Below are 13,666 nucleotides of genomic sequence, written 5' to 3' on the forward strand. Positions count from 1 at the left end.
GGGACAGGGGGCACCGGGTCTCATCCCGGTGCCCCCGTTTTCGTAGGCTCTACCCATGCGCCGTGAATGGCATCAGCTGAGCCATCCGGGAGTCGCGACCTCCCGTCCGTCCACCGACTCCGCCGAGGACGAGGCCCTGGGCCTCGACCGATGGCGTGCGCTGCCCCGGGTGCAGATGCCGCCCTGGCAGGATCTGGACGAGGTCGCCTCGGTCTGCAAGGTCCTGGAGAACGTCCCGTCCATCGTCGCGCCCTACGAGGTCGACCAGCTGCGGGCGCGCCTCGCCGAGGTGTGCGAGGGCAGGGCGTTCCTGCTGCAGGGCGGGGATTGCGCGGAGACCTTCGCCGACAACACCGAGAGCCACCTGCTGGCCAACGCGCGGACGCTGCTGCAGATGGCGGTCGTGCTGACGTACGGCGCGTCGATGCCTGTGGTGAAGGTGGCCCGGGCCGCCGGGCAGTACACCAAGCCGCGCTCGTCGCTGACCGACTCGCTGGGTCTGCCGGCGTACCGGGGCGACATGATCAACGCGCTGGACGCCGACGAGACCGCGCGGGTCGCCGACCCGCAGCGGATGATCCGGGCGTACGCGAACTCCGCCGCCGCGATGAACATGCTCCGCGCCTACCTGGCCGGCGGGCTGGCCGACCTGCACGGCCTGCACGACTGGAACAAGGACTTCGTCAGGGCCTCGCCGGCCGGCGAGCGCTACGAGGCGATCGCCCGCGAGATCGACCGGGCGCTCGACTTCATCCGGGCCTGCGGGATGACCGACAACGAGGCGCTGCGCACGGTCAGCCTCTACTGCTCCCACGAGGCGCTCGCGCTGGAGTACGACCGGGCCCTCACCCGGGTCTCCGGCAACAAGGCGTACGGCCTGTCCGGCCACTTCCTCTGGGTCGGTGAGCGCACCCGGCAGCTGGACCACGCGCACATCGACTTCATCAGCCGGATCGCCAACCCGATCGGCGTCAAGATCGGCCCGGGTACCAGCCCGGACACCGCGATCGAGCTGTGCGAGAAGCTCAACCCGGAGAACATCCCGGGCCGGCTCACCCTGATCAGCCGGATGGGCAACGGCAAGGTGCGCGACGCGCTGCCGCCGATCGTGGAGAAGGTGCACGCCACCGGCGCCAAGGTGGTCTGGCAGTGCGACCCGATGCACGGCAACACCCACGAGTCGTCGAACGGCTACAAGACCCGGCACTTCGACCGGATCGTCGACGAGGTGCTCGGCTACTTCGAGGTGCACCGCGGGCTCGGCACCCACCCCGGCGGCATCCACATCGAGCTGACCGGCGAGGACGTCACCGAGTGCCTGGGCGGGGCGCAGGGCATCGAGGACCTGGACCTGCCGGACCGCTACGAGACCGCCTGCGACCCGCGCCTGAACACCCAGCAGAGCCTGGAACTCGCCTTCCTGGTCGCGGAGATGCTCCGTGGTTGATCTTCGTTCGGACACCGTCACCAAACCGACCGACGGCATGCGCGAGGCGATGGCGACCGCCGTCGTCGGCGACGACGTGTTCGGCGACGATCCGACCGTCAACGCGCTGGAGCAGCACGTGGCGCGGCTCTTCGGGCACGAGGCGGCGCTGTTCGCGCCGTCCGGCACGATGGCCAACCAGATCGCGCTGCAGCTGGTCACCCCGCCCGGCGGCGAGCTGCTGGCCGGCGCGGACGCGCACGTCGTGACGTACGAGCTGGGCGCCGCGGCGGTGCTCGGCGGGATCTCCACCCGCACCTGGGCGGCGACCGGGGCCGCGCTGAACGTGGACCGGATCGCCGACATGGTCCGCCCGGCCGGCTTCCCGTCCGTGCCGACCGCGGCGATCGCCGTCGAGCAGACCCACAACCTGGGCGGCGGCGGGGTGGTCCCGCTCGCCACGCTGCACGACCTGCGCGCGGTGGCCGACGCCCACCGGCTCGCCCTGCACTGCGACGGCGCCCGGATCTGGCACGCGCACGTCGCCGACGGGGTGCCGCTGGCCAGCTACGGCGCGGTCTTCGACACCCTCTCGGTGTGCCTGTCCAAGGGCCTCGGCGCCCCGGTCGGCTCGCTCGTGGTGGGCAGCCGGGAGAGGATCGCCCGGGCCCGGGTGATCCGCAAGCGGATGGGCGGCGGGATGCGGCAGTCCGGCATCCTCGCCGCGGCCGGCCGGTACGCCCTCGACCACCACGTGCAGCGGCTCGCCGAGGACCACGCGCGGGCCCGCCGGCTCGCGGACGGGCTGGCCCCGCTCGGTGTGGTGGACCCGGAGAAAGTGCGCACGAACCTGGTCCTGCTGGACCTCACCAAGGCCCGGTTGGACGCTCCGGAGTTGGCCGCCGAGGCCGCGCGCCGGGGCGTGCTGATCGCCGCGATGCTGCCCCGGCTGGCCCGTCTCGTGGTGCACCTGGACGTCGACGACGACGGTATCGACAAGGCGGTCTCCGTACTCACCGCATTGCTGTCGTAGCTTTCCGCAACTGATCCCGGCCGGATCCGATAAGTGCCTTCGCCATGACGAAGACATCTCCGGCCCGCCGGGCCACCGCCTTCACCGCCGCCGCAGTCGCCGTCGCCGGCACCGTGGTGGTAGCCATCGCACAGCCGTCCGCCGCGTACTCCGCGCCGGGCACGGTCCGGGCCGCCGTAGACGTGAGCCCGGTCGTCACCAGCATCTCGCCGCTCATGGGGACCCGCGACGGCGGCACCCCGGTCACCGTCCTGGGCGCGGGTTTCAAGAAGCTCGACCCGGACGACCTCAAGTCGGTCACCTTCGGCGGCGTGCCGGCCGCCAACGTCTGGATCCTCTCCGACACCAAGCTGATCGCCACCACCCCGCCCGGCACCGGCAACGCCCTGGTCAAGGTCACTTCTGGGAGCGGCGCCAGCCGCAGCACGTCGGCGGTGTTCGGCTACCGGCTGCGGCTGGCCGCGGACTTCGCCGACACCGCCGCCAAGGCGACCGGCGGCACGGAGATCCCGGTCACCGTCTCCGGTGGATCGGTCGGCTCCACCTCGTCGCAGTTCGCCGCCCTCAAGATCACAGCCAAGGTGGGTGGGATCGCCACGACCCGGATCACCTGGGTGGACGACAGCCACCTCAAGGTCGGCGTGCCGGCCACCACCAAGGCCGTGCCCGCCACGATGCAGCTGGTCCAGGACGGCCTCACCGGGCCGGAGTCGGCCGCGAGGGTGAACTACCTCCCGGTGGTCTCCGCGGTGACGCCCGGCTCGATCACGGTCGCCGGGGGCGACACCATCAAGATCACCGGCTCGGGTTTCCTCGGCGTGGACGCCGGCGACCCGTCCGCGGTCACCGTCGGAGGTGTCGACGCGACGTACTTCCAGGTCGTCTCGGCCACCCGGATCGACGCCACGGTGCCCGCCGGTGAGGCCGGCAAGGCGGTGGTCAAGGTGACCTCGGCGGGCGGCGGCAGCGTGGAGGGGCCGAAGGTCGCGTACCGCAGCGCCCTCGCCTTCGCCGACGGCCAGTACCTGCGGGCCAGCGGCGGGGCGCACGTGCTCACCGTCACCGGCGGCACGCTCGGCGCCAACGTCGCGGAGTACAACCTGGCCGCGGTCAGCGTCCGGACGGGCGCCGGCAAGCTGACCGCCAGCTACGTCGACCCGACCCACCTGAGGGTCACCGTCCCGGCCCTGACCACCGAGAACGCCGACCTCACCCTGTGGCAGGACGTCGTCGCCGGCCCGGTCACCACGATCCCGGTCGCGCCGGTCGTCACCAGCCTCTCGGCGGTCCGCGACACCGTCGCCGGCGGCGCCACGGTCCGCGTCAAGGTCGCCGGCGCCGGCGCCGCCGGCTCGGTGAACTTCATGTTCGGCGGGAACCCGGCGGTCTGCCCGGCCAGCGGCGGCGGGTCCGCGCTGGCGTTCCACTGCACCGTCCCGGCGGCCGCCGAGGCCGGCCCGGTCCAGGTCACCTTCACCTCCGGCAACGGGGTCACCAGCAAGTTCACCCCGGCCGCCGCCTTCAGCTACACCGACATCGACTGACCGGGGGAGCAGACATGGCGTACTCGAAGAAGTCCCGTGCCGCGGCCGGAGCCGCCGCGGCGGCCGCCCTGCTGCTGGCCGGCGTCGCCAGCGAGGGCGGGGCGTTCGCGGCCGGCGTCTCGGCCCAGGCCGACCCGATCCAGCTGAGCGCGGAGTTCACCGACCACATCGCGGCCCGGGCCGCCGGTGGCACGGTCATCCCGGTCACCGTCAGCGGCGGCACCGTGGGCGCCAGCGCGTCCGCGTTCCGCCTGCTGCAGATCGGCGCCAAGATCGGCGGCGTGTCCGCCCCGGTCGCCTGGGTGGACGAGACCCACCTCAAGGTCACCGCGCCGGCCACCACCAGGGCGACCACCGTCACCATGCAGCTGTTCCGCAAGGGCGCGGCCGGTCCGGAGTCCTCCTCGGTCGTCGCCTACACCCCGGGCGTCATGACGGTGAGCCCGGCCAAGGTCAGCTCGGTCGGCGGCGCCACGGTGACCGTCACCGGCACCGGCTTCCTCGGGGTCGAACCCGCCGACCCGGGCGCTGTCACCTTCGGCGACGCGGCCGCCACCTCGGTCACCGTCCTGTCCGCCACCAAGCTCACCGCTGTCACCCCGCCCGGCGCCGACGGGACCGCCGCGGTGCGGGTCAGGACCGGCGGCGGCGTCAGCGACGTCACCAAGGGCAGCCAGGTCACCTACCGGGCCGCGCTCGGCATCGACACCACCGCCGGCCCGACGGTCAAGGCCGGCGGCGGTCCGCTGCTGCTGACGATCACCGGCGGCACGGTGGGCGCCACCGCCAAGGAGTTCTCCGCCGAGCGGATCACCGTGACCGCGGACCGGAAGTCGCTGTCGGCCGCCTGGGTGGACCAGAGCCACGTGAAGGTCACCATGCCGGCAGTGACCACCGAGACGTCGCGGATCGTCGTCACCCACGACGGCATCGCCGGCGAGCCCGGCGAGGTGGCGATCGCCCCGGTCGTGCTGAGCCTGTCGGCCAGAAGCGACACGGTGGCCGGTGGCGCCAAGGTGACCGTGCGGATCGCCGGCCCGGACGCCGCCACGGCGACCGGATTCTCCTTCGGCGACAACGCCGCCGAGTGCACGAGGCAGAGCTCCGGCACGACCATCGCGTTCACCTGCGTGGCGCCCGCGGCGGCCCAGGCCGGCCCGGTCGCGGTCGGCTTCATCACCGGGTCCGGCAAGGCCAGCCACTACACCGCGGCCGCGATCTTCAGCTACACGGACAACTGAGCGGCGCGGGCGAAGCCCCGGATCAGTGATTGCGGGACGTCGCCGGACAGCTCCGGCCGGAACAGGGTGGCGAGGCGGAACGGGTGGCCGGGGAGTTCGGCCACCCGCGCCTCGCCACCCTCGTCGTGCCCGGTGAAGCGCGTCCCGTACGCCGCCAGCAGGTCGAGGGCGGCCGGGACGAGGCGACGGTGCTGACCGCGCTGCTCAGGGCGTGGGGCAACGGCCGTACGCCCGGATCGGATCTTGAATCTCAGGCGTCGCGCAAGCTCTTGAGCAGCGCGATGTCCGCGGCATGGCCCTCGTGCTCGACCGTCGGCGTCTCCACGATGATCGGCACCCCGGCGGTCGCCGGGTGGGTGAAGAGCTCCGCGAACGGCGCCGCCCCGATGGTGCCCTTGCCGATCGTCTCGTGCCGGTCGCGGGTCGAGCCGCAGGCGTCCTTCGAGTCGTTCGCGTGGATCAGCTGGAGCCGGCCCGGACCGGCCGCCGCGACCAGCGCGTCCAGCGTCCCGGTCATCCCGCCGGGGGCGGCCAGGTCGTGCCCGGCCGCCCAGGCGTGGCAGGTGTCGAAGCACACGCCCAGCCAGGGGTGCCCCTCGACAGCCGCCAGGTAGGCCTCCAGGTCCTGCACCTTCGACGCCAGGGAACGGCCGCCGCCGGCGCTCGGCTCGACCAGCAGCCGGGGCAGGCCCTCGGCGGCGGCCGTCTCGAGCAACGGCAGCAGCTGCTCGTGCAGCTGGTGCATGGCCTTCTCGGCGTGCGCCTCGTCGACCGAGCTGCCGGCGTGGTAGACCACAGCCGTCGCGCCGATCGCCTTGCCGCGCCGCAGGGCGTGGTCCAGCGTGGCGATCGAGCGCTCCACCGTCAGCTCGGTCGGCGAACCGAGGTTGACCAGCAACGAGGCGTGGATGTACGCGGGCAGCTCCCGTTCCCCGATCCCGTCCCGGAACAGGATGTCCTGCTTCGGGTCGCCGGGCGGGAGAGCCCAGCCACGGGAGTTGGAGACGTACACCTGGACGGTCTCCGAGCCGGCGGCGTCGGCGTACGGAAGGGCGGCCTTGGCCAGCCCGCCCGACGTCCTGGTGTGCGACCCGATGCGGCGGTCTAGAAGCACGTGATCTGCGCCCCACTGTTCGGCTGGACCTGGGCGTTGGGGCCCGGGTTCTGTCCGCGCACCGCGGAGTTCGGGTTCAGCGGGTTCAGGTTGTTGGCCTGCACCTGCAGCCCGAGACCCTTCAGCGTGTTCTCCGCCTGGCCGCACGGCTGGTTGTTGAGGTCGGGGATGGTGATCAGCGGCGGGCCCTTGCTCACGTCGAGGGTGATCTCGGCGTTCTTCTCCACGCCGGTGCCCGGCTTGGGGGTCTGCGCGAGCACCTGGTCGGCGGGCTGGTCGCTGTCCTTCGACCGCTCCAGCGCGGTCAGGCCGCGCTTCTGCAACTCGCTCCGGGCGTCGTTGATGTTCAGCCCGACCAGGTTGGGCACGGTGACCGGGGCACGGCCCTTGCTCAGCACCACGGTGACGGTGTCACCCGGCTTCAGCTGGGTCCCGGCCGGCGGGCTCGTCGAGATCACCACGCCTTCCGGCACGGTGTCGCTGTACTGCCCCTTGCCCTCCTTGTAGTTCAGGCCGGCCTCCTGCACCAGGCCCTTGGCCGCCGCCACCTCCTGGCCGCTGAGGTCCGGAACCGGGTGCACCTCCGGGCCGAGGGAGAGGATCAGGGTCAGCGTCTCGCCCTTCACCACCCGCTCGTTCGGGCCCGGGTTCTGGCTGACCACCGAGTCCTTGGCGACGGTGTCGCTGTACTGCCCGTCGCCGTAGAAGACGCCGAAGCCGGCCTTCGACGCGGCCTGCTCGGCCGCCGCCTTGGGCAGGTTGACCAGGGTGGGCGCGTCGGTGTAGCGGCCCAGTGTCACCCACCAGGTGCTGCCCAGCACGACCAGGGCGATCACCGCGATCAGCGCGACCAGGGTGACCCGGCGCCGGTCGGCGAAGAAGCCCCCGGCGTGCGGCTCCTCCACCGCACGGCGCCCCGGCGTGCGCGCGCCGCCCTGCTCGGGCAGCCGCGCCCAGGACGGGCGGTGGCCGCCGGGCGGGCCGTAGCCGCCCGGGACCGGCGGGACCACGGCTGTCGCGTCGGTGGCCGGCAGGGCCGGCACGATGGTGGTGGCGTCCGCGGCCGGGGGACGCGCCGGGACCTGGTTCATCAGCGCGGTCTGCAGGTTGATGGCGCTCAGCCCGTCCCGGACCGCCTGCACCTCGCTGAGCAGCCGGCCGGCGTCGGTGGGCCGCTCCGCCGGGTTGCGCCGGGTGGCCCGGGCTACCAGCTCGTCGAGCGCCCGCGGCAGGCCGGGCACCATCTTCGACGGGGGCGGCACGTCGTTGTCGACGTGCTGCCAGGCCACCTCGACCGGGTCCTTGGCGTCGTAGGGGACCTGGCCGGTGAGCATCTCGAACATCACGATGCCCGCCGAGTAGACGTCGGTGCGCGCGTCCGCCTGGCCGGCCTGCACCAGCTCCGGCGCGACGTACGCCACGGTCGCCATCAGCTGGCCGGACTCGTCGACGGTGCTCGCCTCGATGGCCCGCGCCAGACCGAAGTCGGCGACCTTGACCACGGCGTCCACCAGGTCCGTCGTGCCCCCGCTGGGGGCCTCGGCGACCAGCACGTTCTCCGGCTTGACGTCGCGGTGCACCAGACCGGCCCGGTGCGCGGCGGCGATCGCGGCGAGCATCTGCTCCAGGATGGCCAGCGCCTCGACGGCGCTCAGCTTGCGGCGCTGGGCGAGCAGGTCCCGCAGGGTGCGGCCCTGCACGAACTCCATCACCAGGTACGGCAGGCCCTCGTGGCGACCCTGGTCGTAGACGGCCACGACGTTCGGGTGGGTGAGCCGGGCGATCGTCTTGGCCTCGTCGGTGAACCGGTCGACGAAGTGCACATTCGTGGCCTGCGACGGGTGGATGATCTTCAACGCGACGGTGCGCCCGAGCCGCTCGTCGGTGGCCCGGTACACCGTCGCCATGCCACCACGGGCGACGCGACCGGTGATCCGGTAGCGCCCGTCAATCGTTGTGCCGATCAACGTATCGGCGACTGTGGTGTCCATCGGCGTGAAGTGTATGTGTCTTTCCAGTGAGGGTGACCCAGGATGTCACAGCTGAGTCCAAACGGGTACCTGAACCCCGGTGACCTGCGCCGATCGGCGCAGGAAGCGGTGGACCGTCGTCCCGGGTCGCCCGGCCGCTCACCGGTGCCGGTGGCGGTGCCGCCGGTCATCGCCGGGGTCCGCGCCTGACGTGTCGGGACTCGGCTGGGTCGATGTGCTCGCCGGTGCGGACGGGCCGGCGGCCGGTGAGTCGCCGGGATCCGGGCGTTCCGTGCCGCTGGAGGCGGGCACGGTCGGGGTGGGGACCGGCGGGGTGACGCAGTGACACTCCGGGGTCGCGGCCGGTGGGCGCCGGACGGCCGGCCGCTCGGTGACCGGGACGGGTCCGGCGGACCGCGCCGGCGCGGCGCTCCCGGTGCCCGGCGGCGGCCCGGGGCGCGCCCCGCGGTGCGGCCGCGCCGCGGCTCCCATCCGGGCCGCCGGAACCCCCGCCCGGGTCCTGGCCGCAGCCGGGGACGCGGCAGCCCGCGACGCCGGCGACGCCGCGGCCGCCGGCGACGGTGGCGGCGGCAGCGGGGCGCCCGCCACCGGATCCTGCGAGGCGGCGGGAAGACCGCGGGCGACCAGGAGGTACGACCCGATCGCGCCGGCCAGTGCGAGCAGGCACAGGGCGGCGACCGCGAGGAACCGGCGGGTCGGCCGGGCGTCGGTCACCGGTTCCGCTGTGCGCCACTCCATCAGCGAGCCGGGGAAGGTGGTCAGCCCGGTCGAGGTGACTTCCGGTCCACCGGGGTGCTCGGGTGGGCGGCGGCCCAGGTCGTACCGGACCGAGCGCCAGGCGCCGGCGAGTTCGCCGCGGATCCTTCGCCACAGGCTCATCAAGTGTTCTCCGATCTGGTCTGGCACGCTGTACGCGTGAGCGAACCCGTCACCACCGAACCGGCCGGATGGATCAACCTGCCCGACGTGTCCGAGAAGCTCGGCATGTCGATCAGCAAGGTCAACCAAATGATCAAGGACGGTGACCTGCTCGCCGTCCGGCGCGACGGCGTGCGCGTGGTGCCCGCCGAACTCGTGGCCAACGCCACCGTCCTGAAACACCTGCCCGGCGTGCTGACCGTGCTCCGCGACGCCGGGTACAACGACGAAGAGGCCTTCCGGTGGCTGTACGCGTCCGACCCGGACGTCGGCGGCAGCGCCGCGATCGCGCTCGGCGGCCCGCAGGCCCGTGAGGTCAAGCGGCGCGCGCAGGCGCTCGGCTTCTGACCGCCGGCTTCGGATGCGACATCTGACGTACCTGGCGGTCCTTGCCGGCTGCCTGGCCGGCGCTCTCTGGCTGGAGCCGTTCCTGCGGGTCAACGTGCTGCGGCGGGGGCGCCGGCTGGCGTTGACGGTGCTGCCGGTGGCTGCCGTCTTCGTGCTCTGGGACCTCGCCGCGATCGCCGCCGGGCACTGGCACTTCGACGCGTCGCAGATCACCGGGATCTTCCTGGGTGGTGGGCTGCCGCTCGACGAGGTGCTGTTCTTCCTCGTGGTGCCGGTCTGCGCGATCCTCGGGTTCGAGGCGGTGCGGGCGGTGCTGCGACGACCGGCGGGGGACGAGTGAGCTACACCACCGCGGCGCTGATCGGGGCCGTCGGCGCGCTGCTGCTCGACCTGCTGATCCTGCGGACCCGCCTGGTCCTGCGCGCGGTCTTCTGGGCCACCTATCCGATCATTTTCGGCTTCCAGCTGATCTCCAACGGCATCCTGACCGGGCGCGGCATCGTGCTGTACGACCCGGACGCGATCCTCGGCTGGCGACTGGTCCACGCGCCGGTGGAGGACCTGGTCTTCGGCTTCGCCCTGGTGCTGAGCACGCTCTCGCTCTGGGTGACGCTGGGCCGCCGGGGCATCCAGCGCCACCCCGCCGCGGGGGAGGGCCGGAGCCTGTTGCAGCGGATCAGACGGAACGGCGGGTAGCCGCGTCGGCCAGCCGGCCCAGCACCTCCCGCGCCTCCTCGTCGATCGGCGCCGCCGCCAGGGCCGCCAGCGACCCGGCCATCAGCTCGTCGATCCGCGCCTCGGTCGCGGCCAGCGCCCCGCTGTCCCGGATCACCGCGCGCAGCCGCCGCACCCCGGCGTCGTCCAGCCGCGGATCGCCGAGCGCGGCGTCCAACTCGGCCCGCCCGTCCGCGTCCAGAGCCCCGAACGCGGCCGCCACCAGATAGGTCCGCTTGCCCTCGCGCAGGTCGTCGCCGGCGGGCTTGCCGGTCTGGGCGGGGTCGCCGAACACCCCGAGCACGTCGTCGCGCAGCTGGAACGCCTCGCCCAGCGGCAGCCCGAACGCGGAGTACGCCCCGGCCACCTCCGGGCCGGCCCCGGCCAGCGCGGCGCCCAGCAGCAGCGGGCGCTCCACCGTGTACTTCGCCGACTTGTACCGGGCCACCTTGCCGGCCCGTTCCAGCGAGGTGTCCGCCGTGGCCTGGGTGAGCACGTCCAGGTACTGCCCGACGGTCACCTCGGTGCGCATCCGGTCGAACACCGGGCGGGCCCGGGCCAGGTCGTCGCGCGGCACCCCGGAACCGTGCAGCAACTCGTCCGACCAGACCAGCGCCAGATCGCCGAGCAGCACCGCGGCGCAGTCGCCGAACCCGGCCGAACCGCCCCGCCAGCCCTCGCCGGCGTGCAGCTTCTCGAACCGGCGGTGCACCGACGGCACCCCGCGCCGGGTGTCCGAGCGGTCCATCAGGTCGTCGTGGATCAGCGCGCTGGCCTGCACCAGCTCCAGCGCCGCGACGGCCGCGACCACCTCGTCCGAGTCGGTGCCGCCGGCACCGCGGAACCCCCAGTACGCGAAGGCGGGCCGCAGCCGCTTCCCGCCGCCGAGCACGAACTCGGACACCGTGGCGGCCACCTCGCTCAGCGCCGGATCGATGGCCAGCAGCCGATCACGCTGCGCGGCCAGGAATGCGGCCAGCGCCTTGTCGACACGCGGCCGCAGTCCGGCCACCTCGAGCGGGGAAGTCGTCACACGGCGACGCTACTTGTTCGGGCCGGTCGGCTGGTAAACCGGCCCGGTAGAGTGCCTGGTGTGTCTCTCGGTCTTCCCTCCAAGCTGCCCGGCACGCCGTCGGTCGGCCAGCTGATCCGCGGCGCGGCGCCGACCTTCTCGTTCGAGTTCTTCCCGCCGAAGACGCCGGACGGGGAGCGGCTGCTCTGGCAGGCGATCCGGGAGCTGGAGTCGTTGCGGCCGAGCTTCGTCTCGATCACCTACGGCGCGGGCGGCACCACCCGGGAGACCACTGTCGCGGTCACCGAGCGGGTCGCCACCGAGACCACCCTGCTGCCGCTGGCCCACCTCACCGCTGTCGACCATTCGGTCGCCGACCTGCGCAACGTGATCGGCCGGCTGGCCGGCGCCGGGATCCGCAACGTGCTGGCGCTGCGCGGCGACCCGCCGGGCGACCCGATGGGCGAGTGGGTGCGGCACCCGGAGGGCGTGCTCTACGCGGAGGACCTGGTCCGGCTGATCCGCGAGTCCGGCGACTTCAGCGTCGGGGTGGCGGCCTTCCCCTACAAGCACCCGCGCTCCGCCGACGTGGCCGGCGACACCGCCAACTTCGTCCGCAAGTGCCGGGCCGGCGCGGACTACGCGATCACCCAGATGTTCTTCGACGCCGAGGACTACCTGCGGCTGCGTGACCGGGTGGCGGAGAACGGCTGTGACACGCCGATCGTGGCCGGCGTGATGCCGGTGACCCGGATGGCCACCATCGAGCGGTCCACCCAGCTCTCCGGGGCGCCGTTCCCGCCCGCGCTGCTGGGCGAGTTCGAGCGGGTCGCCGGGGACGAGGCCGCGGTGCGGGAACTGGGCATCGAGAAGTGCGCCGAGATGTGCGCGCGGCTGCTCGACGAGGGCGTGCCGGGCATCCACTTCATCACCATGAACCGGTCGACGGCGACCCGTGAGGTGTGGCAGCGGCTCGCCCCTCCGGACGTCGCCACGGCCGCGTAAGACCGGCGATGACCTGGGACGAGTACGCCGTGGCCTGGTCCGGGCTGCACGGCGGATTCGACCCGCGGCGGGCTTCGCCTGTGGTGCGCGGGTGGGTGCGTACGGCGTACACCACCGGGTTCTGGCTCAGTCGCAACCGGGTGTCGCCGATGACGGTGACCACCTGCGGTCTTCTGATCTGCCTCGGCGTGCCCGCGGCGGTCCCGCTCAGCCTGCTGCTCGCGGCCGCGCTGGTGCTGCTGGCGGCGGCCGCGGACGGCCTGGACGGCGCCGTCGCGGTGGTGTCCGGCCGGGTGACCAGAACCGGTTTCGTGTACGACTCGGTCGCCGACCGCGTCGGCGAGGCGGCCTGGCTGGCCGCGTTCTGGCTGGCCGGCGCCCCGGGCTGGCTGGTGACCCTGGCCGGGTCGGTGAGCTGGCTGCACGAGTACGTCCGGGCCCGCGCCGTCGCCGCCGGGATGTCCGAGATCGGCGTGGTCACCGTCGGCGAGCGCCCCACCCGCGCCCTGATCGCCGGCCTGGGCCTCGTGCTGCTCGCCCTGATCGATCTGCCGTGGCTGCCGCCCACGCTCTGGGCGGCCCTGCAATTCGCCGGTCTGGCGCAATTGTCGGTGACGGTTCACCGCGCTCTCCGCTGACCTTTTAATCGGTTGTCCGCGGTCGATGCCGTGCCTATTTTCTTCTTGGGCAGTTCTTCCGGGGCAGGGCATCTGAGCTGCTTATTCTTGGTGGAAAATAAGTTGACGGAGGTGAAACGGAATGAGCGCGGTTCTGGTCCTGAACGCCGACTGCGGGCCGCTGCACCGGGTCAGCCTCCGGCACGCGATCCGGATGCTGTTCCGTCAGGTGGCGGTGGTGCACGAGGCGCAGCCGGATGCCAACATCGGTGTCTTCCCGGTGCCCAGGGTGGTGCGCCTGGTGAGTTACGTGGTGACCCGCTGGCGGCGCGGCCGCGGGCCGGGCTGGTCCCGGGCCGGGGTGCTGGTGCGGGACAGGCGGGCCTGCGGTTACTGCGGGGAGCCGGCGACCACCATCGACCACATCCTGCCCCGCTCGCGTGGCGGCGGGAACGACTGGCTCAACACGGTGGCGGCGTGCGGTCGCTGCAACAACCGCAAGCGTGACCGGACGCCGTCCGAGGCGCGGATGCCGCTGCGGGTGGAACCGTTCGCGCCGGGCTGGGTGACCTTCGCCTGAGAACCGGCGGTCGGCGGGTTTACACGGGGACCCGTCGGCCGCCCTCTCTGCCTGTGCCCGGCCTCCGTTCGGCTTCCGGCGGCGCGCTGGCCTCCAGGGTGGCCCTCGGGATGACCGTCCGCC

At 73.0% G+C, this 13,666-nt stretch carries 14 protein-coding genes; 10 read left to right on the plus strand and 4 right to left on the minus strand.

Annotation, left to right across the window (positions count from 1 at the left end):
• Window positions 1–55: 55 nt before the first annotated feature.
• The 4 genes from Asi03nite_RS31100 to Asi03nite_RS31115 are packed head-to-tail and all read left to right on the plus strand — an operon-like array spanning window position 56 to window position 5,244.
• The gene (locus tag Asi03nite_RS31100) at window positions 56–1,447 is read left to right on the plus strand and encodes a class II 3-deoxy-7-phosphoheptulonate synthase (protein WP_203684073.1); all 1,392 of its coding nucleotides are present in this window, start codon (window positions 56–58) and stop codon (window positions 1,445–1,447) included.
• Entirely contained in the window at window positions 1,440–2,459 is a 1,020-nt protein-coding gene (locus Asi03nite_RS31105) for a threonine aldolase family protein (protein ID WP_203684074.1), read from the plus strand. The genes Asi03nite_RS31100 and Asi03nite_RS31105 overlap by 8 nt, the downstream gene beginning before the upstream one ends.
• Before the next feature lie 44 nt (window positions 2,460–2,503).
• Entirely contained in the window at window positions 2,504–4,003 is a 1,500-nt protein-coding gene (locus Asi03nite_RS31110; protein ID WP_203684075.1) for an IPT/TIG domain-containing protein, read from the plus strand.
• Window positions 4,004–4,017: 14 nt separating this feature from the next.
• Window positions 4,018–5,244 (plus strand): IPT/TIG domain-containing protein, encoded by a 1,227-nt coding sequence (locus Asi03nite_RS31115; RefSeq protein WP_203684076.1) that lies wholly within the window; start codon window positions 4,018–4,020, stop codon window positions 5,242–5,244.
• Between the two features lie 250 nt (window positions 5,245–5,494).
• Here Asi03nite_RS31115 and Asi03nite_RS31120 read toward each other — a convergent pair whose 3' ends face one another.
• The 3 genes from Asi03nite_RS31120 to Asi03nite_RS31130 all read right to left on the minus strand — a co-directional run bounded on the left by Asi03nite_RS31120 (window position 5,495) and on the right by Asi03nite_RS31130 (window position 9,228).
• Complete coding sequence (locus tag Asi03nite_RS31120; RefSeq protein WP_203684077.1) at window positions 5,495–6,358, minus strand: deoxyribonuclease IV; 864 nt, start codon at window positions 6,356–6,358, stop codon at window positions 5,495–5,497.
• Window positions 6,349–8,349 carry a Stk1 family PASTA domain-containing Ser/Thr kinase gene (gene pknB / locus Asi03nite_RS31125; protein ID WP_203684078.1) on the minus strand — a complete coding sequence of 667 codons (2,001 nt, stop codon included), beginning with the start codon at window positions 8,347–8,349 and terminating at the stop codon, window positions 6,349–6,351. The genes Asi03nite_RS31120 and pknB overlap by 10 nt, the downstream gene beginning before the upstream one ends.
• A gap of 138 nt (window positions 8,350–8,487) precedes the next feature.
• The gene (locus Asi03nite_RS31130) at window positions 8,488–9,228 is read right to left on the minus strand and encodes a hypothetical protein (protein ID WP_203684079.1); all 741 of its coding nucleotides are present in this window, start codon (window positions 9,226–9,228) and stop codon (window positions 8,488–8,490) included.
• A 36-nt stretch (window positions 9,229–9,264) separates the two neighbouring features.
• On the opposite strand from Asi03nite_RS31130, the gene Asi03nite_RS31135 reads away from it, so the two are divergent.
• From Asi03nite_RS31135 to Asi03nite_RS31145, 3 genes are read left to right on the plus strand one after another with little or no spacing between them, the layout of a single operon-like run.
• Complete coding sequence (locus Asi03nite_RS31135) at window positions 9,265–9,615, plus strand: Rv2175c family DNA-binding protein (RefSeq protein WP_203684080.1); 351 nt, start codon at window positions 9,265–9,267, stop codon at window positions 9,613–9,615.
• A gap of 13 nt (window positions 9,616–9,628) precedes the next feature.
• Window positions 9,629–9,955, plus strand: coding sequence for a lycopene cyclase domain-containing protein (locus Asi03nite_RS31140; protein WP_203684081.1), 327 nt, complete (start codon window positions 9,629–9,631; stop codon window positions 9,953–9,955).
• Window positions 9,952–10,311 carry a lycopene cyclase domain-containing protein gene (locus tag Asi03nite_RS31145; RefSeq protein ID WP_203684082.1) on the plus strand — a complete coding sequence of 120 codons (360 nt, stop codon included), beginning with the start codon at window positions 9,952–9,954 and terminating at the stop codon, window positions 10,309–10,311. The genes Asi03nite_RS31140 and Asi03nite_RS31145 overlap by 4 nt, the downstream gene beginning before the upstream one ends.
• Here the strand turns inward: Asi03nite_RS31145 and Asi03nite_RS31150 are convergent.
• On the minus strand, window positions 10,292–11,362 hold the full coding sequence (locus tag Asi03nite_RS31150; protein WP_203684083.1) for a polyprenyl synthetase family protein: 1,071 nt from the start codon (window positions 11,360–11,362) through the stop codon (window positions 10,292–10,294). The genes Asi03nite_RS31145 and Asi03nite_RS31150 overlap by 20 nt on opposite strands.
• A 60-nt stretch (window positions 11,363–11,422) precedes the next feature.
• On the opposite strand from Asi03nite_RS31150, the gene metF reads away from it, so the two are divergent.
• The 3 genes from metF (at window position 11,423) to Asi03nite_RS31165 (ending at window position 13,543) form a co-directional block, all read left to right on the plus strand.
• Window positions 11,423–12,346, plus strand: a complete 924-nt coding sequence (gene metF, locus Asi03nite_RS31155) for a methylenetetrahydrofolate reductase [NAD(P)H] (RefSeq protein WP_203684084.1) — start codon at window positions 11,423–11,425, stop codon at window positions 12,344–12,346.
• Between the two features lie 8 nt (window positions 12,347–12,354).
• Window positions 12,355–12,984 carry a CDP-alcohol phosphatidyltransferase family protein gene (locus tag Asi03nite_RS31160; RefSeq protein ID WP_203684085.1) on the plus strand — a complete coding sequence of 210 codons (630 nt, stop codon included), beginning with the start codon at window positions 12,355–12,357 and terminating at the stop codon, window positions 12,982–12,984.
• Window positions 12,985–13,105: 121 nt separating this feature from the next.
• A complete protein-coding gene (locus tag Asi03nite_RS31165; protein WP_203684086.1) occupies window positions 13,106–13,543 on the plus strand; it encodes an HNH endonuclease in 438 nt (145 codons plus the stop codon).
• Window positions 13,544–13,666: the final 123 nt, after the last annotated feature.

The sequence above is a fragment of the Actinoplanes siamensis genome, assembly GCF_016862395.1.
GTDB lineage: Bacteria > Actinomycetota > Actinomycetes > Mycobacteriales > Micromonosporaceae > Actinoplanes > Actinoplanes siamensis.